Origin of the sequence: Jiangella mangrovi (genome assembly GCF_014204975.1) — a bacterium.
Lineage (GTDB): Bacteria > Actinomycetota > Actinomycetes > Jiangellales > Jiangellaceae > Jiangella > Jiangella mangrovi.
The window spans coordinates 3,169,929-3,196,142 of record NZ_JACHMM010000001.1; the positions used below are offsets into that span (position 1 = coordinate 3,169,929).

Sequence of the window (26,214 nt, forward strand, 5' to 3'; positions counted from 1 at the left end):
GGTCAGATCCGGCGGGTGCGCAGCAGCAGCGCGCCGCCGGCGGCCAGCAGCACCGCACCGGCCAGCAGGACCGGCAGCTGGGCCGCACCGGTGTCGGCCAGCTCGTCGCCGCCGGTGTTCGGCAGCTCGGTCCCGCCGCCGGTGCCGCCGTCAGTGCCGCCGTCGCCGGTCTCGGTGCCGCCGCCGCCCGCCGTCACCGTCAGCGTGGCCTCGGCGGTGTCGACGGTGTCGTCGCCGCCCTCGTCGCCCGCGCCGCGGATGGTCGCGACACCCAGCTCGCCGGCCGGCGCGTCGTCGTCGAAGCGCACCTGGACGGTGACCTCGTAGTAGCCGTCGTAGGCGACCAGCGTCTCGGCGGTGTGGCACTCGAGCCGCTGCGGCGTCACCACCGTGCAGCCCTCGTCGGGCGTCGCCCCCGCGATCGTGGCGCCGTCGGGCACCTCGACCTCGAGGCTCGCGCCGTCGATGTCGACGCTGCCGGTGTTGGCCAGGCTCACGGGCAGGGCGGCGGTACCGCCCGCCTCGCCCGACACGCCCTCCGGCGGTACGACGACCAGCCGGTAGCCCTCGTGCGGGCCGACCTCGAGCTGCGACGTGACGGTGTCCTCACCGCCGTTGTCGCCGGCGACGTGCAGCGTGGCGTCGCCCACGATCGTCTCGGACATGTTGCCCGGCAACTGGACCTCGAAGGTCGCGGTGGCCGACTCGCCCGCCGCCAGCGTGGCGTCGGTCTGGCACTCGACCCGCTGCGGCGACACCTGCTCGCAGCCGTCGCCGGGCTCGACGCCGACGATGGAAGCGTCGCCGGGCACCTCGAAGTCGGCGCTGCCGCCGGTCATCTCCGCCGTGCCGGTGTTCGTCACCGTCGCCTCGAGCGAGACCACCGAGCCCGGCGCCGCGAAGACGATCTCCGGTTCGAGGGTCGCCTCCAGCACGACCTCGGGCGCCGGCGTCGCCGCGGCGGCACCGGTGAGCGGGCCGAGAGCCAGCAGGCCGGGGCCGAGCAGCAGGCCCAGCAGGCGGGTGCGTCGAGTCATCGTGATCTCCTCCGAGAGTTCGTCATACGAGGACGACGCACGAGCAGGCGATGAGGTTGCCCGGGCAGTCCATGAGTGGATCAACGAGCTGAGGCGCCCCGGCACCGGGTAAGGTGCTCGCCGACATGAACGCCGCCGAACCCACCCGTGCCGGCCGGCCCACCACGCCCGACGAGCGCGTGTGGCCGGCCGTGTCGGTCATCATGCCCGTGCTCGACGAGGAACGGCACCTGGCCGAGGCCGTGGCCGGCGTGCTCGCCCAGCAGTACCCGGGCGAGCTCGAGCTGGTGCTGGCCCTGGGCCCGTCCCGCGACCGCACCGACGACATCGCCCGCGAGCTGGCCGCCGCCGACCCGCGCATCCGGCTGGTGGCCAACCCGGCCGGCCGCACGCCCGCGGGCCTCAACGCCGCGCTCGGCACAGCCCGGCACGGCATCGTCGTGCGGGTCGACGGGCACGGCGTGCTGTCCGACCACTACATCCGCACCGCCGTCGCCGAGCTGGAGCGCACCGGCGCGGCCAACGTCGGCGGCATCATGAACGCCGAGGGCCAGACCGACTTCGAGCGGGCCGTCGCCTGGGCGTACACGTCGCCGTTCGGCCTGGGCGGCGCGAAGTTCCACCTGGGCGGGCAGGCCGGCCCCGCCGACACCGTCTATCTGGGCGTGTTCCGGCGCGAGGTCCTCGAGCGCCTCGGCGGCTTCGACGAGCACTTCGTCCGGGCCCAGGACTGGGAGCTGAACTACCGCATCCGGGCCGCCGGCGAGAGCGTCTGGTTCACGCCCGACCTCGTCGTCAGCTACCGGCCGCGGCCGCACCTGCGCGCGCTGGCCAAGCAGTTCTTCACGACCGGCCAGTGGCGCCGCGAGGTGGTCCGCCGCTACCCCGACACCGCGAACGTCCGCTATCTCGCCGCGCCGGTCGTCACGGTCGCCGTCGCCGCCGGGACGGTGGCGGGGCTGGCCGGGCTCGTGGGGCCGTCGTGGCTGCTCGCGGGCTGGCTGGCGCCGGCCGGGTACGCGCTGGGCGTCGTGGGCGCCGCGGCGCTGGCCGGGCGCGGGCTGCCGCCGAAGGCCCGGGCCTGGCTGCCGCCGGTGCTCGCGACCATGCACCTGACCTGGGGTGCGGGCTTCATCGCCGGGTCCCGAGGCGCGGCGCGGTCTCGCCGCGCCGCGGAAGCACCAGGCGCCGCACCCGCGGGAGGACCTGCCACGTGAAGGTCCTGATGCTCGTGCAGTCGCCGGTCGCCGGCGACTCGCGCGTGCTCCGCGAGGCTGCCACCCTGACGGCCGAGGGGCACACCGTCCACATCGTCGGCCGCGACGTGCCCGACGGCTTCGACCCCGGCGACGGCGTCACCGTCGAGTCGGTCAGCCGCTCGCGCGGCATGCGCCCGCCGGGCACCCCGCGCGGAGTGCCCCTGGCGACGTCGGACGGCCCCAAGGCGCTGGTGCGCCGCGCCGGGCGCTGGCTGCTGCTGCCCGAGCACCGCGAGCGCACCGAGCGGCGCTGGCGCGACGACGCCGCCCGGCTGCTGGCCGCGTACCCGGCGCCCGACGTGGTGCACGCACATGACTTCAACACGCTCGAGCTGGGCGCCGCGCTGGCCGGACGGTGGTCGGCCCGGCTGGTCTACGACAGCCACGAGCTCTGGTTCGACCGCGGGCTGCCCGGCCGGCCCACGCCCCTGGCCCGGCAGCGCGGCCGGCGCAAGGAGACCCGGCTGGCCGGCGGCGCCCAGGTGGTGCTCACCGTCAGCGAGGGTATCGCCACGCGGCTGCGCGGGCGTGGCCTGCGCGACGTCCGGGTGGTGCGCAACACGTTCCCCATGGGCGTCAGCGAGCCGCCGGACCTGCCCGGCGCACCGGCCGGCATCGCCTACGCCGGGCGCATCGGCCCCGGACGCGACCTCGAGGCCGTCGTCGGCGCGGCGTCCCGGCTCGCGCCCCTGCGCACCGTCGTCGCCGGCCCGTCGGACCCCAGCTACCACCTGGACACCGCCGGCGTCGAGCTGCTGCCGCCGATGTCGCTGGCCGAGGTCGACCAGCTCTACCAGGACGTCGGTGTGGCGGTCGTCACGCTCACCGACACCTGTGCGAACCACCGTCTGGCGCTGCCGAACAAGCTCTTCCACGCGGTGCGCGCGGGGGTCCCCGTGGTGGCCGCGAACCTGCCCGAGCTGCACGCCGTCGTGCTGCGCTACGGCCTCGGCCGGCTCTACACCCCCGGCGACGCATCGTCGCTGGCCACGGCCGTGGAAGCGCTCGCGGCGGACTACACTGGTCACGTCGAGGCGGTGCGCAAGGCCCGTCCCGAACTGTCCTGGGAACACGACTCCCGCGTGCTCGCCGGTGCGTACGCGGACCTGGAGGCGGCGTGAGATGGCCGACATCGTCGCGTCTCGCCCACGGGTGCGATATTTCGCCTGTGTGTCGTCTACCCTTGACCCGATCCGCCACGGATCCACTCGGTCCAGCGCCCGGCCGCGGTAGTCGGTAGAAAGGCACGCCTTCGATGAACGCCACTCGCGTCGATGAGGACTTCACCTCGTCGGTGCACGTGTACGAGCCGCACCGGGCAGGACTTCCCCGGCTCCGGCCGTACCTCCGCACCCTGTGGCACCGCAGGCAGTTCGCCGCCGAGATGTCGCGATCGAGCATCCGCGCCGCCAACACCAACACGGTGTTCGGGCAGATCTGGCTGGTCCTCAACCCGCTGCTGCTGGCCTGCGTCTACTACGTGCTGGTCACCATCCTCAACCGCGGCGGCGTCGACAACCCGGCCGAGCGGTTCGTGCACCTGTGCGCGGGCCTGTTCGCCTTCTACTACTTCTCGGGCTGCCTGCAGACCGGCGCGTCCAGCGTGGTGAGCGGCGGCAAGCTGCTGCTGAACATGTCGTTCCCGCGGCTGCTGCTGCCGCTGTCGGCCGTGCGCACGGCGTTCTTCCGGTTCCTGCCGACGCTCATCGTGTACTTCCCGATCCACTTCGCGTTCGGTCAGCCGCTGCGCTGGCAGATGCTGCTGGCGCCGGTGTTCCTGCTGCTCCTGACGGTGTTCGGCGCGGGCATGGCGATGATCTTCGCGACGCTGCAGGTGTACTTCCGCGACACCTCCAGCTTCCTGCCGTACTTCGTGCGCATGTGGCTGTACCTGTCGCCGGTGCTCTGGTTCCCCGAGGACGCCCCCGAGCGGTTCGAGAGCTTCATGATCTTCAACCCGCTCTACTCCCTGCTCGGCGGCTGGACCGACCTCATCGTCCGAGGGCAGATCCCGGACCTGTCGCTGTGGATCGCCGGGGTCGTCTGGGCCGTCGTGGCGGCCGTGTTGGGAGGCCTGTTCTTCATGTCGAGGGAGCGCGAGTTTGTCGTCCGTCTCTGAGATGAGTGCCGTGACCACGACCGGTACCGCCCCGAACGCCGTCCAGGTCGAGAACGTCTCGCTGACCTACCGGACGACGTTCGAACGCGTCCCGACCTTCAAGACCGCCATCGTGCGGTTCGGCCGTGGCGAGCGGGCGGTGAAAGAGGTCCACGCCGTCCAGGACGTCAGCTTCGAGGTCCCGCACGGCAACGCCATCGGCATCATCGGCGCCAACGGCGCGGGCAAGTCGACGCTGATGCGCATGATCGCCGGCATCCTGCCGCCCAGCAAGGGGCGCATCCAGGTCAACGGCCGCGTCAGCACGCTGCTGGCCCTGGGCGTCGGCTTCAACGCGCAGCTGTCCGGGCGAGAGAACGTCGTCCTCGGCGGGCTCGCGGCGGGCATGTCGCGCAAGGAGATCCAGGAGCGCTACGAGGAGATCTCCGACTTCGCCGAGCTCGGCGAGTTCATCGACATGCCCATGCGCACGTACTCCTCGGGCATGTTCCAGCGGCTGGCGTTCTCCGTCGCCGTCCACATGGACCCCGACATCCTGCTCATCGACGAGGCGCTGTCGGCCGGCGACGCCAAGTTCAAGCAGAAGGCCGCGGCGAGGATGAAGGAGCTGGCCACCAACGCCCGCACCATGTTCCTCGTCAGCCACGCGCTCAGCAGCGTCAAGGACCTCTGCAACGATGCCCTGTGGATGCACAAGGGCCGGTTGATGATGCGCGGCAACCCCGACGAGGTCATCGCCGCGTACAACAAGTTCCTCAAGGTCGGCGAAGACGCCTTCAGCCTCGAGGACTTGTGAGCCGTGGAGCGGGCACGCGCTGACGTCGTCATCATCTCGTCCGGCCACGACGTGGCCGACGCCCGCCTGCACAAGATCACCGGCGCGCTGCGCCGACAGGGCCTCCGGGTCGAGGTCTGCGGCCTCGGCGACGCCGCCGCCGGCCCCACGGGCGCCCGCGTGAGCACCCGGGCCCGCGGCGGTCTCGCGGGGCGCGCCTGGCGGGCCCTGACGCTGCCGTGGCGCGCCGACGGCGCCGTCGTGTTCACCCTCGATCCCGACCTCGTGCCCATGGCCACCGTGGCCACGAGGCTGCGCCGCCGCCGGCTGGTCGTCGACGTGCACGAGGACTACCAGCGGCTGCTGTCGGACCGCTCGTGGGCCCGCGGCGTCACCGGCGCCCTGGCCGGCGGCCTGGTGCGGCTGAGTAACCGGCTCGCGGCCCGCGCCGACCTCTCCGTCGTCGCCGACGAGCACATCCCGCCGCGGTCGGCACGCCGTCGCGTGGTGGTCGAGAACATGCCCGACCCAGCCCTGCTGCCGGCGCCGGCCGAGCGCGACGTCACCCCGCGCGCCATCTACATCGGCGACCTCCGGGCCAGCCGCGGGCTCTTCGACATGCTCGACGCCGTCGCGGCCGCCCCCGGATGGCACCTCGACCTCATCGGGCCGGTCTCCGCCGCCGACCAGGACACCCTGCACCGCCGCCTGGGCGCCGACCCCGGCCTGGCCGAACGGGTCACCCTGCCCGGCCGCCTCCCGCCCGAGGAGTCGTGGCGGCGCGCCGCGGGCGCCTGGACCGGCCTCGTCTTCCTGCGCGAGACCCCCGCCTTCCGCGAGGCCATGCCCACCAAGCTCTACGAGTACCTCGCCACGGGGCTGCCGGTGCTCACCACGCGGCTGCCGCGGCAGGTCGAGATGGTCGAGCGCACCGGGGCGGGCCTCGTGATCGACGGGGTCGACGACGCCGCCGCCGTGCTGCGGCGCTGGGCCGACGACCCGGGCGAGCTCGACGTCTACCGCGACAAGGCCATCGCGTGGTCCGAGGAGCACTTCAAGGACAGCCCCTACGACCGCCTCGCCGTCGCCGTCGCCGACCTCGTGCGCTGAGGTCCGGCCCGCCCGGCCGGCCCGCCCGGCCGGTTCAGCCGGCCGCGGTGAGGCGCTCCACGTGCTGCGCGGCCGCGGCGGCCCCGTAGACCGCGACGACGTCGGGACGGCGCCGGGCGATCGACCACGCCGAGCGGATCGAGGCGACGTCGAGGGCCACGATGACGTCGGCGCCGCTCAGCAGGCGGCGGGCGTCGTCGCTGCGCCGGATGCGCGCCCAGAACTGCCGCGACAGCCCGCCCCGGACGATGCGGCTCAGCGCCCGGCCCGGCTTCGAGCGGTCCAGCTTGCGGACCACCTTGCCGGGCAGCGACGTCGGGCGCGCCGGCTTGGGCGGCCCGACCACGAGGTGGGTGCCGGCGACGTCGTCGAGCGGGGCGCTGGCCGGACCCCACGACACGACGTCGACGGGGAGGTCGGCCGCGCCCATCTTGGTGCGCGTCTCGGTGATCAGCGCCGGCGAGAGGCGCGGGTTCGTGGTGAGGATCACGGTCTTCACGGTGTCACCTTCCGGACCAGCTCGGTCAGTGCGTCGATGCGAGGGTCGAGTTGCAGGTCGCGGCGGTAGCGCGCGCCGAAGTCGCGCGCCTGCTGCCGCAGCTCGGGCCCGGCGGTGGCCACGGCCTCGGCCGCCGCGACGAGGGCCGCCGCGATGCCGTCGGGGGAGAGGTCGGCCGCCGGGAACCACAGCGGGTGGCCGCGCAGCACGTCGCCGGCGGCGTTGTCGGGGTGGTGCACCGAGACGACGGGCAGCCCGGTGGCGAGGTACTCGAAGACCTTGCCGCTGGTGACGTAGCGCCCGGCGGCCAGGATGAGCAGCTGCACGTCGAGGCCGTCGTAGACCTTGGCGACGTCGCCCTTGCCGACCGGGCCGTCGTAGCTGACGGCGTCGTCGCCGGCGGCGGCGATGGCGGCCAGCATCTCGGGCCGCGGCTGCGCGTAGTAGCCCAGGTAGCCGTGGATGTGCGCGGACGAGGCGGCGACCGACGGCGACAGCTCGCGGGCGCGCTTCCAGCCGGCCAGGAACTCCGCCAGCGGCACCCGGGGCGTGACGGTGCCGAGGTAGCCGAAGCGCAGCTCGCCGCCGGGCTCGCCCGGTGCGCGGTCGGCCGGTGCGTCCGGCACGAGGTCGGCGTCGAAGCCGTTGGCGACGGTGTGCATGCGTGCGGCGGTGGCGGGATACAGCGCGCGGTGCCACTCGCGGATGGGGTCGTTGACGAACCAGACCTCGCTCGCCGACGCCATGAGCTCGCGCTCGGCCCGGGCCGCCCGGCTGCGCGGCGCGTGCAGCCGGCCCCCGGTGAAGACGTCGAGCAGCCAGGCGTCGCGGTAGTCCATGACGTAGGGGACGCCGAACTTCCGGTGCAGGTGCCCGGCTGCGGCGAAGACGACGTTCGGGTTGGCGGTCGCGACGACGAGGTCGACGGGGTCGGCGCGGTGGATGCGCTCGGCGGCCGCCACGAGCGGCTTCTTCCAGGGCCCGTAGCCGACCTCGGGGAACGTGCGCTGGTCGCGCCAGGCCCGGAGCTTGCGCCACACCCGCGGCTGCTCGACCCGGAACCGCGACCAGCGGTGCAGGTCGGACTCGAGCGCCGGCCACTCGAACGGGATGCGCACGACCTCGATGCCCTCGGCGACGCGGCTCTCGAGCGAGGGGTCGGCGCCGGTGAAGCGCACGAAGGTGTCGCGCTCGGCCGTCAGCACCGTCACCCGCCAGCCCTGGGCGGCGAACCGGTTCGCCGTCGCGAGCGCTCGGTAGACTCCTCCGGCGCGGCACGGTGGAAAGCCCCACACGACGTAGAGCAGGTGGGGTCGTCGGTCGGTCGTCATAGCGGCAATCAGGGTACGTCATCGGAGGCACCCGCTCCGGCGCCGCGACGATCATGGGACGGGAGGAACGGATGAGGGACGCCGCGGTGCTGCGCCCCGTCAAGGCGCTGTACCGGCAGGCTCGGCGGACGGTGGAGCGCTACCGGCCGCTGGCCGAGCCGCCGGTCTTCCCGCCCGTGCCGGCCACCCCGGTGCGGTTGCTGGCGGGTCCGGCCAACTTCGCCGGGCAGGCGTGGGCGTGGGCGCGGGCCGCGGAGGCGCACCTCGACGGCGTGGGCGCCGTGGTCTTCGCCCAGCAGCGCGACCGGCTGCCGTTCCCGTCCGACTACAGCGTCCCGCGGACCGTCTATCGGCACCCGTACTGGCAGGCGCGGCAGCGCGAGTACGTCACCGGCGGCTTCACCCACGTGCTCATCGACGCCATGCGCCCGGTGCTCGGCCCGAGGACCAAGGAGGACTGCGCGAGCGAGCTGCCGGTCCTGCGCCGCGCCGGGCTGTCCGTGGCGCTGCTGGCACACGGGTCGGACGTGCGGCTGCCCAGCCGGCACGCCGAACGCGAGCCGTGGTCGCCGTTCACCGAGCCCGACGAGCTGACCGAGAAGCTGGAGCGGCAGGCCCGGCGGCTCGGCGCCATCATCAACGGCCACGACGGCCCCACGTTCGTCTCCACTCCCGACCTGCTCGCCGACGTCCCCCGCGCCCGCTGGCTGCCCGTCGTCGTCGACCCCGATCGCTGGGCCACCGACGCCCCCGTCGGCGCCGGCCGCAAGCTCGTCGTGCTGCACGTGCCGTCGAACCCCCGGTTCAAGGGCAGCCATCACGTCGACGCCGCCATGACCGCCCTGGCCGACCGGGGCGTGGTCGAGTACCGGCGGCTCGAGGGCATCGAGCCGCACCGCATGCCCGAGGTCGTGGCCGGGGTCGACGTCGTCCTCGAGCAGTTCGTGCTGGGGCCGTACAGCGTCACCGCCTGCGAGGCGATGGCCGCCGGCCGGGTGGTCGCCGCGTACGTGGCGCCGGCCGTCCGCGAGCACGTGCGGCAGGCCACCGGCTGGGAGCTGCCGGTCGTCCAGGCCGACCCGGACACCCTTGCCGACGTCGTGGCCGGCCTGGCCGCCGACCGCGCCGCGCTGCCGGAGCTGGGCGAGCTCGGCCGCCGGTTCGTCCGCGAGGTGCACGACGGCCGGCTCTCGGCGCAGGTGCTGGCTCCGTGGCTCGGCGTCGCATGAGGGCGCCCGTGGTCGCGATGGTCGTCGGCAACGACGTCAGCACCGACTCGCGGGTGCGCAAGTCGGCCGCCTCGCTGAGCGAGGCCGGGTTCGACGTCACCGTCGTGGGCTGGTCCCCGTCGGGCCGGCGCGAGGAGCTCGTCGTCGACGGCGTCCGGGTCGTCCGGGTGCCGGTCGACCTCCCGCCGCGAGGCGTCGGCCGCGGCGCACCCTGGTGGTGGCGGGTCGCCGTCGGCCACCGCTCCGAGTCCGACGCCAAGGACGCGCAGGCCCGGCTGGCCGCGCGGGCGACGCCGTGGCGCCACGCCGCGGCCGTGGTGCGGGTGGCCCGCGGGCTGCAGCGGCGGCTCGACCGCGCCCGGCGGCGCCGGGTCGTCACCCGCCCGCCGCGCGACGCCTGGCGCTGGCTGGTGCCGGCCGCGACGGCCTACGAGTCGGCCCTCGCGCCCGAGCTGGCCGCGCTCGACCCCGACCTCGTCCACGCCCACGACGTCGACGTGCTGGCCGCGGCGGCCGCCGCCGTAGCCGCGAGCCCGCGGGCCCGCGGCTACGTCTACGACGCGCACGAGTTCGTCGCCGGACTGTCCCTGCACGCCCGGCGCGACGAGCTGGATCGCGCCGGCTGGCTGTCGCTGGAGACCCGGTTCGCGCCCGGCGCGCTGCGCCTGATCACCGTCAGCCCCGACCTCGCCACCGAGCTTGACCGCCGCTACTACCCGGAGCACCCGTCCGTCGTCGTGCTCAACACCCCGCCGGCCACCTCGCGGCGGCCGGTCGGCGGCGTGCGGGCGGCCACCGGACTCCCGCCCGACGTCCCGCTGCTGGTGTACAGCGGCGGGGTCACGGCCGCCCGGGGCGTGCACCTCGCGGTCGAGTCGCTCTCGCTGATGCCCGGTGTGCACCTGGCCGTGGTGCCGGTCCCCGCCGACTCGCCGGTGGTGCCCGAACTGCTCGAGCTGGCCCGCGGACTCGGCGTCGCCGACCGCCTGCACATCGTCGCGCCGGTGCCGCCGGACGCCGTCGCCGACCACCTCGCCAGCGCCGACGCCGGGCTCATCCCGTTGCGCCGGTTCCCGAGCCACGACGTCGCGCTCACCAACAAGCTGTTCGAGTACATCCACGCCGGGCTGCCCGTCGTGGTCAGCGACTGCCCGGCGCAGGCGGCGTTCGTCCGCGCTACCGGCATCGGCGAGGTCCACCAGGCCGACGACGCCGGCTCGCTCGCCGCCGCGGCGTCGGCCGTCCTGGCCGCGGGCCCGCGCTACCGCGCCGCGGTCGCCGACCCCGAGCTCGTGCGCCGGTACTCCTGGCAGGCGTCGGCCGCGGCTCTCGTCGAGCTCTACCGCGATCTCGCCGGTGGTCCGGACCGGATCGCGCGCACTTCCTGACCCATGGCTGCCGTGAACGCCCGCGTGGGCAAGTAAGCTGTCGTGCGTCCTGGGCAGGGCCGCCGAAAGCGCGCCGAGCCGGCCGGTTGGCGTCGACTCCGTGCAAATGAGAGTGTTGGGCGGCCCGTCAGTGGCCGACATCGTCCCCGGAGGTCGTGGTAGTGAACGTGCGTGTTGTCGACAGCGCCGACGTCGACGCACACTCCCAGATCGGCGACGGTTCCTCCGTCTGGCATCTGGCGCAGGTCCGCGAGAAGGCGGTCCTCGGCGTCAACTGCATCGTCGGCCGGGGCGCCTACATCGGCGCGGGTGTGCGCATCGGGGACAACTGCAAGATCCAGAACTACGCGCTGGTGTACGAGCCCGCCGTGCTCGAGGACGGCGTGTTCGTCGGTCCGGCGGCGGTGCTCACGAACGACACCTTCCCGCGCGCGGTCAACCCCGACGGCTCGCCCAAGAGCGGCGCCGACTGGGAGGCCGTCGGCGTGACGCTGCGCCAGGGCAGCTCCGTCGGGGCGCGGGCGGTCTGCGTCGCGCCGGTCACCATCGGCCGCTGGGCGACGGTGGCCGCGGGCGCCGTCGTCACGCGCGACGTCCCCGACTTCGCGCTGGTGGCCGGGGTCCCGGCCCGGCGCATCAAGTGGGTGGGAAAGGCCGGCGTCCCGCTCGAGGACGACGGCGACGGCCGCTGGCGGTGCCCGGCGACCGACGCACGGTACATCGAACGCGACGGCAGGTTGACCGAGGCCGGCCACACCAACGAGGAGAATGCATGAACGCCAGCCCGATCCCGGCGGCGAAGCCGATCATCGGCGACGAGGAGCGTGCCGCGGTCGACCGCGTGCTGCGCAGCGGAATGCTCGCGCAGGGCCCCGAGGTCGCGGCGTTCGAGACCGAGTTCGCCGCCGAGCTGGTCGGCGGGCGCACCTGCGTCGCCGTCAACTCCGGCACCTCCGGCCTGCACCTCGGGCTGCTGGCGGCCGGTGTCGGCCCCGGCGACGAGGTCATCGTGCCGTCGTTCACCTTCGCTGCCACCGCCAACTCCGTCGCGCTGACCGGTGCGACGCCGGTCTTCGCCGACATCGAGGCCGACCACTTCTGCCTCGACCCCGCCGCCGTCGAGGCCGCCGTCACCGAGCGCACCGTGGGCATCATGCCGGTCCACCTCTACGGCCACCCGGCGAACATGACGGCGCTCGGCGAGATCGCCGCCCGTCACGGCCTGCGCATCTTCGAGGACGCCGCGCAGGCGCACGGCGCCACGTGGGACGGCGCACAGGTCGGCACCTTCGGCGACTTCGCGATGTTCAGCCTCTACCCGACCAAGAACATGACCTCCGGCGAGGGCGGCATGGTCAGCACCGGCCAGGACGACCTCGCCCGCCGGCTGCGGCTGCTGCGCAACCAGGGCATGGAGCGCCAGTACGAGAACGAGCTGGTCGGCCTGAACAACCGCATGACCGACCTGCACGCCGCCATCGGCCGCGTGCAGCTGACGAAGGTGGCCGGCTGGACGGCGCAGCGGCAGGCCAACGCCGCGGTGCTCGACGCCGGGCTCGAGGGCGTGGTCGTGCCGCCGGTCGCCGAGCAGGCCACGCACGTCTACCACCAGTACACGATCCGCGTCGCCGACGACCGCGACGGCTTCGTCACGGCGCTGCGTTCGGAGTACGGCGTCGGCTGCGGCGTCTACTACCCGATCCCCAACCACCGGCTGCCGTCGTTCCAGCGCGAGCTCGACCTGCCGGCCACCGAGAAGGCGGCCGCCGAGGTCATCTCGCTGCCGGTGCACCCGTCGCTGTCGGCGGACGACCTCGACCGCATCATCCTGGCCGTGAACTCGATCGCGAAGGCGGGTGCATGATGGCGAACCTCCGCGCCGGGCTCATCGGCCTGGGCATGATGGGCCGGCACCACGCCCGGGTGCTGCGCTCCCTGCCGGGCGTCGACCTCGTCGCCGTGGCCGACGCCGCGGGCGACCCGCATGGCGTCGCCACCGGCCTGCCGCTGCACAGCGACATCGACGGCCTGCTCGGCGAGGGCCTCGACTACTGCACGGTGGCCACTCCCACGGCCTACCACGAGGAGCTCGGGCTGGCGCTCGCCGCCGCCGGCGTGCACGCGCTCATCGAGAAGCCGCTGGCCAAGGACACCCAGGGTGCCCGCAAGCTGGCCGAGGCGTTCGAGTCCGCCGGCCTCGTCGGCGCGGTCGGGCACATCGAGCGCTACAACCCGGCGCTGCAGAACCTGCGGTCCCGGCTGGCCGACGGCGAGATCGGCGAGATCTACCAGATCACCACACGGCGGCAGGGGCCGTTCCCGTCCCGCATCGCCGACGTCGGCGTCGTCAAGGACCTCGCCACGCACGACATCGACCTCACGGCCTGGGTGGTCGGGCACGCCTACACCACCGTCTCGGCGCACACCGCGTACAAGAGCGGCCGCGAGCACGAGGACCTGGTGGCGGTCACGGGCCGCCTGGCCAACGGCACCATCACGAGCCACCTGGTCAACTGGCTGTCGCCGATGAAGGAGCGGGTCACCATCGTCACCGGTGACCGCGGAACGTTCGTCGCCGACACCCTGCACGCCGACCTCACCTTCCACGCCAACGGCTCCATGCCCACGGCGTGGTCCGATCTCGCCCAGTTCCGCGGGGTCAGCGAGGGCGACGTCGTGCGGTACGCCATCGCCAAGCCGGAGCCGCTGCGCACCGAGCACGAGGCCTTCCGCGACGCCGTCCTCGGCAAGGAGGCCGACATCGTCACCATGCGCCAGGGGCTCGCGACGGTGTCGGTGGCCGAGGCCGTGCTTCTCTCGGCCGACACCAACGAGACGGTGAAGGTCAGCTTCTGACCATGGTCGAGACGACGGGCCGACGACACTGCTTGTACGTCGCGTGGGGCTTCCCGCCGGCGCGCGGCGGTGGCGCCTACCGCATGATGACCACCGCCAATACGCTCGCCGCGGCCGGCTGGAAGGTCACGGTCGTCGCCTGCGACGTCGACGACCTGGGCCGCTACACCGGAGTCGACGAGTCGCTGGCCGACCTCATCGACCCGCGGGTCGAGGTCGTCCGGGTGCCGTTCGACCTCGGTGCGGCCGAGACCGACCTGCACCGCTACTCGTCGCTGCGCGTGCGGGCACCCAAGCTGTGGACCCGCTGGCGCGACTTCGCCAAGCGCTGGCAGTTCCCCGAGAACGTCTACGCCGGCTGGGAGAAGCCGCTCGCGCGGGCGGTCGAGCGCATCCACCGCGAGCACGCGGTCGACCTCACCGTGGCGTCCGGCGGCCCGTTCGTCACCTTCACAGCGGCCCGGCGGCTGTTCCGCAAGCACCGGGTGCCCTACGTCATCGACCACCGCGACATGTGGACGCTGCAGCAGTTCACCGGCGAGCGGAACAACCCGCCCGGGTCGCGCGGCGAGCGCACCGAGCGCGAGATCCTCGCCGAGGCGGCCGAGGTGTGGTTCGTCAACGAGCCCATCCGGCAGTGGTACGAAGAGGTGTTCCCCGAGATCACCGGCCGCACCCGCATCGTCATGAACGGCTTCGACCGCGAGCCCGTCGCCGCCGTGCAGGCCCCGGTCCGCCACGACGGCCCGGTCCGGTTCGGCTTCCTCGGCACCGTCACGCGGGCCGTCCCGCTCGACGAGTTCCTGGCCGGCTGGCGGCTGGCCGGCGAGACCGACCCGGTGGTCGCCGAGGCCACCGCGCAGTTCTACGGCTACCTCGGCTTCTACACCACCCCCAACTGGGCCATGTCGAACGCGCTGGCCAAGGCGGGCGACACCGGGGTGTCCTACGAGGGGTCGGTGCCCAAGGCCGCGGTCGGCGAGGTCTACAACACCCTCGACGCGCTGCTGCTCGTCTTCGGTGGCACCCGGTTCATCACGTCCGGCAAGGTCTTCGAGTACATGGCGACCGGCCGGCCCATCGTCTCGGTGCACGGTCCCGAGAACGCGGTCCGCGACGTGCTCGACGGGTACCCGTTGTGGTTCCCGGCGGCCAGCCTCTCCGCCGAGGACATCGCCGCAGCCATCACCGCCGCGGCCGAGGCGGTGCACTCGGGGCACGCGTCCGACCCGGACGTGTGGCTCAAGTGCCGCGATCATGCTCTGATGTTCGAGCGGTCCGCCCAGTTGGCGCCCGCGGTGGCCGGGTTGGAACAGTTGGTGAATGCGCGTGTCTGAGCGTCCGTTGTCGATCTCGCTGTACGAGGTCCCCGTGCCGACCACGCGGTCGGCACGCGAGATGGACTCCCTGCGGCGGGCCGGCTTCGAGGTGGCCGCGGTGCACCAGCCCGCGCGCGCGGGCGCCGTCACGGGCCTGGGCATGGAGGGCATCCCGGCCGCCGTCGGCAACAAGCACCCGCTGCGCACCGCACTGCAGCGCAAGATCCGCCGGGCCGGCGAGGACCCCCTGGGCGAGCGGCAGAGCAAGCTCTGGCTCACCGTGCTCGAGCAGCCCACGCCGCAGCTCCAGGCCCGCTCGGCCGACCTCAACATCCTCGCCTACGAGTGGGTGGCCGCGGCCGAGGCGCTGGTCGCCCGCCCCGCGCACGTCTACTGGGCGGCCGACCTCGACGCGCTGCCGGCCGCCGTCTGGGCCGCTGAGGTCAACGAGGGCAGCCGGCTGGTCTTCGACGCGCACGAGCTGTTCACCGAGCTCGACTACCTCGACCCCGCCCAACTGGGCGACTGGGACGAGATCGCCCGCACCTTCATCCCGAAGGCCGACCTCGTCCTGACCGTGTGCGACGGCATCGCCGACATCCTGAGCGACCGGTACGGCGCCCGCCGGGTCGAGGTCGTCCCGAACCTCGCGGTGCCGGGCGACCCGTCGCCCACCAGCATCCGCCGGGAGCTCGGCCTGCCGGAGCTGACGCCGCTGGCGGTCCACGTCGGCAACGTCCCGGCGAACCGCCGGCCCGAGCTCGCGGTCGAGCTGCTGGCGAAGTCGCCGCAGCTGCACGTCGCGTTCGTCGGCGAGGTCCGCCAGCAGCAGGACGAGAAGCTCTACGAGCTGGCCGAGCCGCTGGGGGTGCGCGACCGCCTGCACTTCGTCCCGCCGGTGCCCGGCAACGAGCTGGTCAGCTTCCTGCGCGACGCCGACGCCTCGCTCATCATGTACTCCCCGAAGACGTCGGCCAACCTGCGCCTGGCCATGCCGAACAAGCTGTTCGACGCGCTCGCCGCCGGTCTGCCGGTCGTCGCGACCGAGGGCACCGCCGCGGCCGACTACGTCGAGAAGGAGCAGCTCGGCGCCACGTTCGCCGACGGCGACGCCACCCAGATGGCGGCCGCCGTCGAGGCCGTCCTGCGCGACGAGCAGATGCCGCAGCGCATCGCCGACCGTTACGCCGAGTTCGTCTGGCCCTCCAACGAGGAGCGGCTGGCCGGGCTGATCACCGAGCTCGCGCGCTCCGCCGAGCCGGCCGAGGTCCTCGAGTTCCGCCCGGTCGGCACGCCCGTCCCGCGGGCGCCGGCACCGTCGTGGCGCGCCAACCCGGTCGGCCGGGCCAAGCGTGCGGTCGGCTGGCGCCTGACCAAGCTCCGGAAGCGGCTGGCGGGGCGATGACCTCGACGCCGGTCGCCGACACCGCCACGACGAACGCCGCCGCGGCGGCGCCGTCGCGCCCCTCGCTGCCCCGGCTGGACTCCCTCACCGGCCTGCGCTTCGCCGCGGCGTTCGCGGTCCTGCTGCACCACTCGCCGAACCTGGTGACGATCCCGGCGATCCGGCCGTACACGCAGTGGGGGCAGCTCGGCGTCTCGTTCTTCTTCGTGCTCTCCGGCTTCGTGCTGGTGTGGTCGCGGCGGCAGGGCGACACCGCGGGCCGCTTCTACTGGCGGCGGTTCGCGCGCATCTGGCCGATGCTGGCCGTGGCGACAGTGCTCGCCGTCCCGGTGTTCTACCAGGGCCGCGACATCGACGTGAACGTCACGGGCGTGCTGCTGTCGGTGCTGCTGCTGCAGGCCTGGTTCCCCGAGTCCTCGATCTACCTGGCCGGCAACCCGGCGGCGTGGTCGCTGTCGTGCGAGGCGTTCTTCTACGCGGTCTTCCCGTTCGTGGTGCTCCGGTTCAGCCACCGCAGGCTGCGCACCCTGCTGGTCATCGGCGTGTCGCTGGTGCTGCTGGCGCTGGCGTTCAGCATCTGGATCAACTCCGTCACCGATCGCGTGCAATGGCCGCTCTACATCAACCCGGCGTTCCGGGTGGTCGAGTTCATCCTCGGCATGCTGCTGGCCACCGCCATCAGCCGCGGCTGGCGGCCGCCGTGGTCCATGGGGACGGCGGTGGCGCTGCTCGCGCTCTGGGTCGTCATCCTCAGCGACACCCGGCCACGGCTGTCCTCGACCGGCCAGGAGCTGCTCAACACCACCTGGTGGGTCGTCAGCCCACTGCTCTTCGTCATGATCATCGGTGCGGCGGCGCAGCGCGACCTCGACGGCAGACGCTCCATCTGGCGCACCCGGCCGCTGATCAAGCTGGGTGAGTGGTCGTACGCGCTCTACCTCACCCACGCCACGTTGCTGCACTTCCTGCTGCAGCGCTACGGCGTGCAGCCCGCGGCCAACTCCAGCATCTGGATCCTGCTGGCCTACGCCGCCGCGGCCATCGCGCTGGCCGCCGTCTGCTACACGCTCGTCGAGCACCCGGTCGAGAAGTACCTGCGCAGCCTGCAGCGACGCTGGATCGCGCGGCGCGAGGCACGCAAGGCCCGGCGTGCCGAGGCCGCCACGCCCGTCACCGAGGCCGCCGCGCCGGTTGCCGAGGTCACCGCACCGCCGGAGAACGCGGAGCGGACCGACCGCTCAGCGGCGTCGTGACTCCAGGACGGACACCACCTGCTCGGCCGCGTGACCGTCGCCGTACGGCGTCCCCTGCGGGTTGCGGGGGACGGCGCGCTCGACGGCGCCGGCGAGCCGGTCGAGATCGGTGACCAGCACGTTCCAGCCGTCGTCGAGGGTCTCGACCCACTCGGTCTCGGTGCGCAGCGTGGTGCAGAGCCGGCCCAGCAGGAAGGCCTCCTTCTGCAGCCCGCCGGAGTCGGTGACGACGCCGCGCGAGTGCAGCACGGCCCGGACCATGTCGGGGTAGGGCAGCGGCTCGGCGGTGACCAGCGACGAGCCCGGCCGGTCCAGCGCGATGCCGAACTCCTGGCAGCGGGCGCGCAACCGCGGGTGGGCCAGCAGCAGCACCGGCACCGGCAGCCCGGCCAGGGCGGCGACGATGGCGCCCAGCCGTCCGGCGTCGTCGGTGTTCTCGGCCCGGTGGATGGTGGCGACGACGTACTCGCCCGGGGTCAGCCCCTCCGGCAGGTGCGGCGGCTCGTCGCGGACGGCGTCGCGGACGCGGAAGCAGACGTCGGTCATGACGTCGCCGATGAGCACCGTCCGCTCGCCCAGGCCCTCGGCGGCCAGGTGCTTGACGGCGACCTCGGTGGGCGCGAGCAGGAGGTCGGCGGCGTGGTCGGTGAGGATGCGGTTGTGCTCCTCGGGCATGGCCCGGTTGAACGAGCGCAGCCCGGCCTCGAGGTGGGCGACCGGCAGGTGCAGCTTGACGGCGGCGATGGTGCCGGCGAGCGTCGAGTTGGTGTCGCCGTAGACGAGCACCCAGTCGGGCCGCTCGCGGTCGAGCACGGGGTCCAGCGCCGCCAGCATGGTGCCGGTCTGCACGCCGTGGCTGCCCGAGCCGATGGCCAGGTGCACGTCGGGCGCGGGGATGCGCAGGTCGGCGAAGAACACGTCGGACATGGCGGCGTCGTAGTGCTGGCCGGTGTGCACGATGACGTGGGTGTGGGTGGTCGCCGCGAGGGCCTCAGCGACGGGCGCGAGCTTCACGAACTGCGGGCGCGCGCCGACGATACTGAGGATCTTCATGGTGGGTACCACCTGTGATGACGGGGAACCGGCGTCGGCGGATGGCCGTACGCGCTGACGCAGGTACCCTATACGGCGTTCGTCATCCTACGATCGCGACCGAGGTCATCCGTGCGCATCACCGTCGTCGCCCTGGGGAAGATCGGCCTGCCGTTGGCCGTGCAGTTCGCCGGCAAGGGCCATGAAGTCATCGGGGTCGACATCAACCAGGCACTGGTCGATGTCGTCAACCAGGGCCGCGAGCCCTTCCCCGGCGAGGCCCACCTGGGCGAGAAGCTCGCCGAGCTGGTCCCGGCCGGCCGGTTGCGGGCCACCACCGACTATGCCGACGCCGTCCCCGGCAGCGACGCCGTGGTCGTGGTCGTGCCCCTGTTCGTCGACGACGACACCTGGCAGCCCGACTTCGGCTGGATGGACGCCGCCACCCGCTCGCTCGCCGAGCACCTGACCCCGGGCACGCTGGTCTCGTACGAGACCACGCTCCCCGTCGGCACCACGCGCACGCGCTGGAAACCGCTCATCGAAGAGGTGTCCGGGCTCACCGAGGGCCAGGACTTCCACCTCGTCTTCTCGCCCGAGCGGGTGCTCACCGGACGCGTCTTCGCCGACCTGCGCCGCTACCCGAAGCTGGTGGGCGGGCTCTCCGCCGACGGCGCCGCGAAGGCCGTGGAGTTCTACCAGGCCGTGCTCGACTTCGACGAGCGGCCCGACCTCGAGCGCGGCAACGGCGTCTGGGACCTCGGCAGCGCCGAGGCCTCTGAGATGGCCAAGCTCGCCGAGACCACCTACCGCGACGTCAACATCGGCCTGGCCAACCAGTTCGCCCGGTTCGCCGCGTCGCACGACATCGACGTCTACTCCGTCATCGAGGCGTCGAACTCGCAGCCGTACAGCCACATCCACCGGCCTGGTGTCGCCGTCGGCGGCCACTGCATCCCGGTGTACCCGCGGCTCTACCTGTGGACCGACCCCGACGCCACCATCGTGCGGGCGGCCCGCGAGGCCAACATGGGCATGCCGTCCTACACCGTCGGCCTGGTCGAGGCCGCCTACGGCTCGCTGGCCGGGGCCCGGGTCGTCGTCCTCGGCGCCTCCTACCGCGGCAAGGTCAAGGAGACCGCGTTCTCCGGGGTCTTCCCGGTGGTCGCCGAGCTGCGCTCCCGCGGCGCCGACGTGCTGGTCCACGACCCCATGTACACCGACGACGAGCTGAGCGCGTACGGCTTCACGCCCTACCACCCGGGCGAGCAGGCCGACGCCGTCGTCGTCCAGGCCGACCACCCCGAGTACGCCGAGTTCGACACCGACACCGTGCCGGGCGCCAAGGTCCTGGTCGACGGCCGCGACGTCACCGACCCGGCGCGCTGGCCGGGCGTCACGCGCATCGTCGTCGGCCGCGGGCGGGACGCGGCGCAGTGACCACCGGTCCGGGCGCCGCGGGTGCCGCCGTCCCGAACGTCGTCATGATCGTCTCCAACGACGTCACGATCGACAGCCGGGTCAAGAAGGAGGCGCTGACCGTCGCGCGCATGGGCTGCCGGGTGACGGTGGTGGGCTGGGCCACCGACGGCGCCACCACGACGGCGGCCATGGGCGACGTCACGATCCTGCGGGTGCCCATCCCGACCCGGATCAAGGCGGCCCGGACCGAACAGCGCAAGCGGGCCGCGGTGCCCGCCGCGCCCGTGGTCGGCTGGCGCAGCGACCAGGACCGCACGGCGGCGGCGCTGCGGCTGAAGTTCCGCCGGGCCGAGCTGGCCACCGACGCGCTGCGCCGCCCGCGCCCGGCCGCTCCGGCGCTGGCCGTCCGCAAGGCGCGGCTGAAGGCCTCCGGGCTGGTCGTGCGGCTCCGCACGTCGGCCGACCGCCGGGCCACGGCCTGGCGGGCGAAGCGCGACGAGCGCCGCGGGCACCGCGAGTGGGGCATCCGGTGGCGGCGTGAGCTGCCCGAGCAGCTCGACCGCGAGCTCGCCCTGGGCCCCGTGCTCGACGCCCTCGAGTTCGACGTCCTGCACGCGCACGACGTCGACATGCTCGGCGTCGCCTCCCGCGCGGTCGCCCGGGCCCGCGCCCGCGGCCGCGAGGTCAGGTTCGTCTACGACGCGCACGAGTTCGTGGCGGGTCTCTCCCAGAGCGGGTCGCGCACCAAGCGGGTCATCGCCGCCTGGGCCGACCATGAGAAGGAGTTCGTCGCCGAGGCGGACCGCATGGTCACCGTCAGCCCGACCATGGCCGACGCGCTGGTCGAGCGCTACCGCCTGCCGCACCGTCCGGCCGTGGTCATCAACACCCCGGTCGTCGACGGCTCCCAGCAGGCACCCAGCCTGCGCGAGCGGGCCGGCATCGGCAGTGACGTGCGGCTGGTCGTGTACGCCGGCGTGCTGACCACGGCGCGCGGCCTGCACACCGCCATCGACTCCCTCGCGCACCTGCCCGAGGACGTCCACCTGGCCGTCGTCTGCGTGCCCAACAACAGCACGTGGTTCGTCCGCCAGCTCAAGGCCGGCACCGAGCGCGACGGCATCGGCCACCGCGTGCACTTCGTCAACCCCGTCCACCCCGGCCAGGTGGTCGACTACCTGCGCGAGGCCGACATCGGCTGCTTCCCGGGCCTGCGGTTCCGCAGCCACGAGGTGACGCTGCCGAACAAGCTCTTCGAGTACCTCTACGCCGGGTTGCCGCTGGTCGTCAGCGACCTCACCGCCCAGGCCGCGCTGGTGCGCGAGAACGGTGTCGGCGAGGTCTTCGCCGTCGAGAACCCCGCCGACATGGCGCGCGCGGTGTCGGCGGTGCTCGACGACCTCGACACCTACCGCAAGGCGGTGCACGACCCCGCCTTCCGCGAGCGCTACTCGTGGGCGCGGCAGGAGGAGTCGTTGCGGGCGCTCTACCAGGAGCTTCTCGGTCGTGAGCTGCCCTGGGCGCACCCCGAGGACGACGCCGCGGGCTCGCTGACCGAGGGCGAGCGCGTCCCGGCACCGCCACTCGGCTGAATCTTTCTCCGTCAAACGGTTTCACCCATCTCACTGCCGAAACCGCCATTCAGGCGTACTGTCGTCACTGTTGTCACATTGGCAACTTCAATCACACGGCCGATGGGACCGGGGGATGGGACGACCACGCGCTCACCACGCGCCGCTCGTGCTCACGAGCGCAGCGGCCGCGTTGTCGATGCTCACGGCAGTCGCGGGCATCGCCACCGCCGACGACCTGACGACCGGCTCCACGCCGGCCGCCGAGACCCGGGCAGCGCTGACACCGTCCAGCGGCTCGATCCTGCAGACCATCCCGCTGACCGGCCTGGCGGCCGCCCCGCCACCCGGTGATCGGGCCCCGGCCGCGCGGTCCGGCCACCTGACCGTCGCCTCGACCGAGCAGCTGCAGGTCCGCCCGTTCAACCTGGCCGCCGTCACCTGGCGGGGCGACGCCGACGTGGTCGCGTGGGTGCGGCTGCGCACCGACGGCGCCTGGTCGCAGTGGTACGAGCTGCCGCACGGCGACGACCACGCTCCCGACCCGGGGTCCGCCGAGGCCGCCGCCGCGGCCGGGCGGCGCGCCGGGACCGACCCGCTGCTGGTGACCACCGCCGACGCCGTCCAGGTGCGCGTCGACACCGCCGGCGGCGCGAGTCCCCAGGACCTGCGCCTCGACCTGGTCCGCCCGGACGAGCGGGCCCGAGCCGACGCCGCCATGGACGTCACCGCGCCGGCCGCCTACGCCGCCGAGACCGGCCGCATCGCCGCCCGCCCGGGCATCCGCAGCCGGGCCCAGTGGGGCGCCGACGAGAGCCTGCGCGCCGACCCGCCGGACTTCGGAGAGGTCAACGGCGCGTTCGTGCACCACACGGTCAGCGCGAACAACTACGCGCCGGCCGACGTGCCGAACATGATCCGGTCGATCTACACGTACCACGTGCGCTCCCGCGGCTGGAACGACATCGGCTACAACTTCATCGTCGACCGCTTCGGCACCATCTGGGAGGGCCGCTACGGCGGGGTGGAGCGGGCCGTCATCGGCGCGCACACCGCCGGCTACAACGACGACGCGTTCGCCGCGTCCGCGCTGGGCACCTACTCGAACAACGTCCCGAGCGACGCCGTCCTCGTCGCGTACGAGCGGCTGTTCGCCTGGAAGTTCCGGCTGCACGGCGTCGATCCGCGCTACGCCGTCCGCTACGACGGCGAGTGGTGGCCGGCGGTCGCCGGGCACCGCGACGCCGCCGCGACCGAGTGCCCCGGCGACGAGCTGTACGCCCGGCTGGGCCGCATCAGGGCCGGGGTGGCCGCCTTCATGGGCCTCTCGCCGAGCCGCAGCCTCGACTCCGTCACGGCGCCCGACCTCGTGGCCCGGCGGACGAACGGGACGCTCTGGTTCTACCCGGGCAGCCCGGCCGGCGGCTACCGGTCGTCGCGGCAGCTGGGTGTCGGCTGGGACACCATGGCGACCGTCGTGCTGCCCGGAGACTGGGACCGCGACGGCAACGACGACGTCATCGCAACGCGGCGCTCCGACGGCACGCTGTGGCTGTACTCCGGCAACGGCGCGGCGGGCTTCCTCGCCACCCGCCGCATCGGCGTCGGCTTCGACACCGTCGACATGGTCACCGCCGTCGGCGACTGGAACGGCGACGGGCTCCCGGACCTGCTGGCCCGCAAGCGCTCGGACAAGACGCTCTGGCTCTACCCCGGCCGCGCCGACGGCGGCGTGGGCTCGGCCCGGCGCATCGGCAGCGGCTGGCAGATCATGAACATGCTGGTCGGCCCCGGCGACTGGGACGGCGACGGCAAGGTCGACCTGCTGGCCCGCGGCCTGGACGGGCGGCTATGGCTGTACCCGGGCACCGGCACCGGTGCGTTCGGCGCGGTGCGTGCCATCGGCAGCGGCTGGCGGGGCGCGCGGGTCGCCGGCGCCGGCGACGTGAACCGCGACGGCCGTCCGGACCTGGTGGCGGTCTTCCCCGACGGCGTCGCGCGCATCTACACCGGCAACGGGTCCGGCTCGTTCTCCGGCAGCAGCGTCCTGGCCTCCGGGTGGTCCATCTTCGATTGGCTGGCCTGACGTGCGGCCGATCGCCGTGCTCGCCGCGGCGGTCGCACTCCTGACCGGTGTGCCGACGTCGTCGGCTGCGCCGGCCGCGACGCCGTCCCCGTCGTCCGCGCCGTCGTCGCCGTCGTCGCCGTCGTCGCAGGTGGAGCGGATGGTGGCGCCCGCGTCGGGGAACCTCGCCCTCGAGGGCCTCGGGTTCGGGCACGGGCGCGGCATGTCGCAGTGGGGCGCGTACGGGGCGGCCACCTCCGGCCTGAGCCACGCGCAGATCCTCGCCCACTACTACCCGGGCACGACGCTGAGCAGCCGCGGCGAGCCGCTGCTGCGGGTGCACATCCGGGCGGACAGCGACGACACCACCGAGGTGGTGCACGAGGACGGGCTGCGGGTGACGGTGCCGTCGGGCAGTGCGGCGCTGCCGGGCGACATCGGCGGGTACCCCGTCGACCACTGGCGGGTGATCCGGCAGGCCGGCACGCTCGCGGTCCAGGGCCGCATCGCCGGCGGCTGGCAGAACGTGCGCATCGGCGGCAACCTCGTGCACGACGGCCCGGCCACGCTGTACACCGCCGACGGACGGATCCGGCTGGTGCTGGGCGGCACCCATCGCGAGTACCGCGGCGCCCTGCGTGTCGTCGGGGTCGGCCCGGCGCCGGGGCTGGCCACCGTCGTCATCACGACCATGCAGTCCTATCTCCGGTCGGTCGTGCCGCAGGAGATGCCGGCCAGCTGGCCGCAGGCGGCGGTGCGCGCGCAGGCCGTCGCCGCACGGACCTACGTCTCGTTCGAGCGCCGCGCCAACGCCGGGCGCTGGTACGACACCTGCGACACCACGGCGTGCCAGGTCTTCGACGGCGTCGCCGACTTCACGCCGTCGGGCGGCGTCGTCGCGGCCTACGAGCACCCCAGCGGCAACGAGGCCGTCGACGCGACCGCCGGGCAGCTGCTCATGTACGACGGCCGGCCCGCGTTCACGCAGTTCGGGTCGGCCAACGGCGGCTGGACCGCCGCCGGGTCGATGCCGTACCTGCGCGCCTTCGCCGACCCCTACGACGGGGTGGTCGACAGCCAGGCCCACCACTGGTCCGCACTGGTGCCGCTGGACCGGCTGGAGCGGGCCTATCCGAGCATCGGCAGCCTGCGCACCATCGAGGTGACCAGGCGCGACGGCAACGGAGCCTGGGGCGGGCGGGTGCGGCGGGTAGTCATCGGGGGCAGCGCCGGCGCCGTCACCGTCAGCGGTGAGGAGTTCCGCTCCGTCACCGGTATCAGGAGCACCTGGTGGCGCCTGCGCCCGTGAGTCCGTTGCCGGCGCAACAGGGTGTACTGTAGGCCGACCTTGCCCGGATCACGAGTATTCCGGCACCGAGCACGAGGTGGATGCACATGCGCGTTCTGCCGATGCGCAGGCTGATCCCGGCCGCGGCGCTCGCCGCCGCGGCGGGGGTCGCAGGTGTTCTGGCCGCGGCCGCGGGTGGCGCCCTGAGCTGGGCGAACGGTCTGGTGCTGGCCGGTGTGGTGCTGTGCCTCGCCGCGCTGGCCGTCATCGGCGCGGCCGTCCTGCGCATCCACGCGCAGCAGCCGGCGCTGGGCAAGCTCCTGGCCGCCGACGCCCGCCGGGCCAGCCAGGTCGGCGTGGTCGGCGACGCGGTCGACCGGATGCTCCGTTCCGTCGAGGACGCCGCCGGCCGCAGCGCCGCGCACGATCGCGACGAGGCCACGCGCCTGGCCGCCCTCGAGGCCCGGCTCGACGCGCTCGAGGCGTCGGTCCGCGACAGCTCCGGCCGGCTCGAGAAGTCGGTCACCGACGGCTTCGCCGTCAGCAGCCGCGACGTCGCCCAGGTCTACTGGCAGGTCGAGGCGCTGCTCGACCTCCGCGAGCTGCTGCAGCCGCGTGCGCCGCTGCCGCCCCTGCGCAGCTGGGCCGCCTCGCCCGACGCCGTCCAGTGGCTGGTCGAGCGGGTCTGGGCCACCCGGCCGTCACTCATCGTCGAGTGCGGCAGCGGGGTCTCCAGCATCCTGCTCGGCTACGCCGTCCAGAAGCTCGGCACCGGCCGCATCGTCGCGCTCGAGCACGACAAGAACTTCGCCGAGGAGTCCATGCGCCGGCTGCGCGACCACGGTCTCGAGGACGTCGTCGAGGTGCGCTACGCGCCGCTCACCCCGTGGCGCCGCGACGGCGAGGACCGCGAGTGGCTCTGGTACGACATCGAGGCGGTCAAGGACCTCGAGGGCATCGACCTCGTCTTCATCGACGGCCCGCCCGGCGACCTCGGCCCGCTGGCCCGCTATCCCGCCGTTCCGGCGCTGCTGCCGCACGCCTCGAGCGACGCGGTCTTCGCCCTCGACGACGCCAACCGCCCCGACGAGTGGGCGGTCAGCTCGCGCTGGACCGAGGAGCTGGCCGGGTACGAGCGGCTGCGGCTGCGCAAGGACAAGGGCTTGCACATCTTCCAGCCCGCGGCCGCGCCGCTGCCCTCGGAACCCAGCGCCGAGACGGACCCCGACCCGGATTCCGAGCCGCAGGACTGACCC

At 73.6% G+C, this 26,214-nt stretch carries 22 protein-coding genes; 18 read left to right on the forward strand and 4 right to left on the reverse strand.

Annotation, left to right across the window (positions count from 1 at the left end; genetic code table 11):
• Positions 1 to 2: 2 nt before the first annotated feature.
• Positions 3 to 1,037, reverse strand: coding sequence for a COG1361 family protein (locus HD601_RS14835; RefSeq protein ID WP_184823042.1), 1,035 nt, complete (start codon positions 1,035 to 1,037; stop codon positions 3 to 5).
• 125 nt (positions 1,038 to 1,162) lie between these two features.
• Here HD601_RS14835 and HD601_RS14840 point away from each other — a divergent pair, with 125 nt between their 5' ends.
• The 5 genes from HD601_RS14840 to HD601_RS35700 all read left to right on the forward strand — a co-directional run bounded on the left by HD601_RS14840 (position 1,163) and on the right by HD601_RS35700 (position 6,300).
• Complete coding sequence (locus tag HD601_RS14840; RefSeq protein WP_184823044.1) at positions 1,163 to 2,254, forward strand: glycosyltransferase family 2 protein; 1,092 nt, start codon at positions 1,163 to 1,165, stop codon at positions 2,252 to 2,254.
• Positions 2,251 to 3,417: a glycosyltransferase gene (locus HD601_RS14845; RefSeq protein WP_184823046.1), complete on the forward strand. Its 1,167-nt coding sequence runs from the start codon at positions 2,251 to 2,253 to the stop codon at positions 3,415 to 3,417. Before HD601_RS14840 ends, HD601_RS14845 begins: the two co-directional genes overlap by 4 nt.
• A 134-nt stretch (positions 3,418 to 3,551) precedes the next feature.
• The gene (locus HD601_RS14850) at positions 3,552 to 4,415 is read left to right on the forward strand and encodes an ABC transporter permease (protein WP_184823048.1); all 864 of its coding nucleotides are present in this window, start codon (positions 3,552 to 3,554) and stop codon (positions 4,413 to 4,415) included.
• A gap of 10 nt (positions 4,416 to 4,425) precedes the next feature.
• Positions 4,426 to 5,211 carry an ABC transporter ATP-binding protein gene (locus HD601_RS14855; RefSeq protein WP_221440998.1) on the forward strand — a complete coding sequence of 262 codons (786 nt, stop codon included), beginning with the start codon at positions 4,426 to 4,428 and terminating at the stop codon, positions 5,209 to 5,211.
• 3 nt (positions 5,212 to 5,214) lie between these two features.
• Positions 5,215 to 6,300: a glycosyltransferase gene (locus HD601_RS35700; protein WP_184823052.1), complete on the forward strand. Its 1,086-nt coding sequence runs from the start codon at positions 5,215 to 5,217 to the stop codon at positions 6,298 to 6,300.
• 34 nt (positions 6,301 to 6,334) lie between these two features.
• Here HD601_RS35700 and HD601_RS14865 read toward each other — a convergent pair whose 3' ends face one another.
• Together HD601_RS14865 and HD601_RS14870 are read right to left on the reverse strand one after the other, a co-directional pair.
• On the reverse strand, positions 6,335 to 6,799 hold the full coding sequence (locus HD601_RS14865; protein WP_184823054.1) for a hypothetical protein: 465 nt from the start codon (positions 6,797 to 6,799) through the stop codon (positions 6,335 to 6,337).
• Positions 6,796 to 8,130 carry a glycosyltransferase family protein gene (locus tag HD601_RS14870; protein ID WP_184823056.1) on the reverse strand — a complete coding sequence of 445 codons (1,335 nt, stop codon included), beginning with the start codon at positions 8,128 to 8,130 and terminating at the stop codon, positions 6,796 to 6,798. The genes HD601_RS14865 and HD601_RS14870 overlap by 4 nt, the downstream gene beginning before the upstream one ends.
• A 71-nt stretch (positions 8,131 to 8,201) precedes the next feature.
• On the opposite strand from HD601_RS14870, the gene HD601_RS14875 reads away from it, so the two are divergent.
• From HD601_RS14875 to HD601_RS14910, 8 genes are all read left to right on the forward strand, one after another.
• A complete protein-coding gene (locus HD601_RS14875) occupies positions 8,202 to 9,359 on the forward strand; it encodes a glycosyltransferase family protein (protein ID WP_184823058.1) in 1,158 nt (385 codons plus the stop codon).
• On the forward strand, positions 9,356 to 10,747 hold the full coding sequence (locus HD601_RS14880) for a glycosyltransferase family 4 protein (RefSeq protein ID WP_184823060.1): 1,392 nt from the start codon (positions 9,356 to 9,358) through the stop codon (positions 10,745 to 10,747). Before HD601_RS14875 ends, HD601_RS14880 begins: the two co-directional genes overlap by 4 nt.
• Positions 10,748 to 10,908: 161 nt before the next feature.
• A complete protein-coding gene (locus tag HD601_RS35705) occupies positions 10,909 to 11,523 on the forward strand; it encodes a DapH/DapD/GlmU-related protein (RefSeq protein ID WP_184823062.1) in 615 nt (204 codons plus the stop codon).
• On the forward strand, positions 11,520 to 12,611 hold the full coding sequence (locus HD601_RS14890; RefSeq protein ID WP_184823064.1) for a DegT/DnrJ/EryC1/StrS family aminotransferase: 1,092 nt from the start codon (positions 11,520 to 11,522) through the stop codon (positions 12,609 to 12,611). The genes HD601_RS35705 and HD601_RS14890 overlap by 4 nt, the downstream gene beginning before the upstream one ends.
• Positions 12,611 to 13,603 (forward strand): Gfo/Idh/MocA family oxidoreductase, encoded by a 993-nt coding sequence (locus HD601_RS14895; protein WP_184829889.1) that lies wholly within the window; start codon positions 12,611 to 12,613, stop codon positions 13,601 to 13,603. The genes HD601_RS14890 and HD601_RS14895 overlap by 1 nt, the downstream gene beginning before the upstream one ends.
• Positions 13,604 to 13,605: 2 nt before the next feature.
• The gene (locus HD601_RS14900) at positions 13,606 to 14,940 is read left to right on the forward strand and encodes a glycosyltransferase (protein WP_184823066.1); all 1,335 of its coding nucleotides are present in this window, start codon (positions 13,606 to 13,608) and stop codon (positions 14,938 to 14,940) included.
• Positions 14,933 to 16,327, forward strand: coding sequence for a glycosyltransferase (locus tag HD601_RS14905; protein WP_184823068.1), 1,395 nt, complete (start codon positions 14,933 to 14,935; stop codon positions 16,325 to 16,327). Before HD601_RS14900 ends, HD601_RS14905 begins: the two co-directional genes overlap by 8 nt.
• Positions 16,324 to 17,580 carry an acyltransferase family protein gene (locus tag HD601_RS14910; protein WP_184823070.1) on the forward strand — a complete coding sequence of 419 codons (1,257 nt, stop codon included), beginning with the start codon at positions 16,324 to 16,326 and terminating at the stop codon, positions 17,578 to 17,580. Before HD601_RS14905 ends, HD601_RS14910 begins: the two co-directional genes overlap by 4 nt.
• On the opposite strand, the gene wecB is transcribed toward HD601_RS14910, so the two are convergent.
• Positions 17,566 to 18,633: a non-hydrolyzing UDP-N-acetylglucosamine 2-epimerase gene (gene wecB, locus HD601_RS14915; RefSeq protein WP_184823072.1), complete on the reverse strand. Its 1,068-nt coding sequence runs from the start codon at positions 18,631 to 18,633 to the stop codon at positions 17,566 to 17,568. The two genes, HD601_RS14910 and wecB, sit on opposite strands and share 15 nt — an antisense overlap.
• A gap of 111 nt (positions 18,634 to 18,744) precedes the next feature.
• Here wecB and HD601_RS14920 point away from each other — a divergent pair, with 111 nt between their 5' ends.
• The 5 genes from HD601_RS14920 to HD601_RS14940 all read left to right on the forward strand — a co-directional run bounded on the left by HD601_RS14920 (position 18,745) and on the right by HD601_RS14940 (position 26,211).
• Positions 18,745 to 20,052, forward strand: a complete 1,308-nt coding sequence (locus HD601_RS14920) for a nucleotide sugar dehydrogenase (RefSeq protein WP_184823074.1) — start codon at positions 18,745 to 18,747, stop codon at positions 20,050 to 20,052.
• The gene (locus HD601_RS14925; RefSeq protein WP_184823076.1) at positions 20,049 to 21,626 is read left to right on the forward strand and encodes a glycosyltransferase; all 1,578 of its coding nucleotides are present in this window, start codon (positions 20,049 to 20,051) and stop codon (positions 21,624 to 21,626) included. Before HD601_RS14920 ends, HD601_RS14925 begins: the two co-directional genes overlap by 4 nt.
• A 148-nt stretch (positions 21,627 to 21,774) precedes the next feature.
• Positions 21,775 to 23,691: an FG-GAP-like repeat-containing protein gene (locus HD601_RS14930; RefSeq protein ID WP_184823078.1), complete on the forward strand. Its 1,917-nt coding sequence runs from the start codon at positions 21,775 to 21,777 to the stop codon at positions 23,689 to 23,691.
• A gap of 1 nt (position 23,692) precedes the next feature.
• Complete coding sequence (locus tag HD601_RS34820) at positions 23,693 to 24,979, forward strand: SpoIID/LytB domain-containing protein (protein WP_184823080.1); 1,287 nt, start codon at positions 23,693 to 23,695, stop codon at positions 24,977 to 24,979.
• An 86-nt stretch (positions 24,980 to 25,065) separates the two neighbouring features.
• Positions 25,066 to 26,211 carry a class I SAM-dependent methyltransferase gene (locus tag HD601_RS14940; protein WP_184823082.1) on the forward strand — a complete coding sequence of 382 codons (1,146 nt, stop codon included), beginning with the start codon at positions 25,066 to 25,068 and terminating at the stop codon, positions 26,209 to 26,211.
• Positions 26,212 to 26,214: the final 3 nt, after the last annotated feature.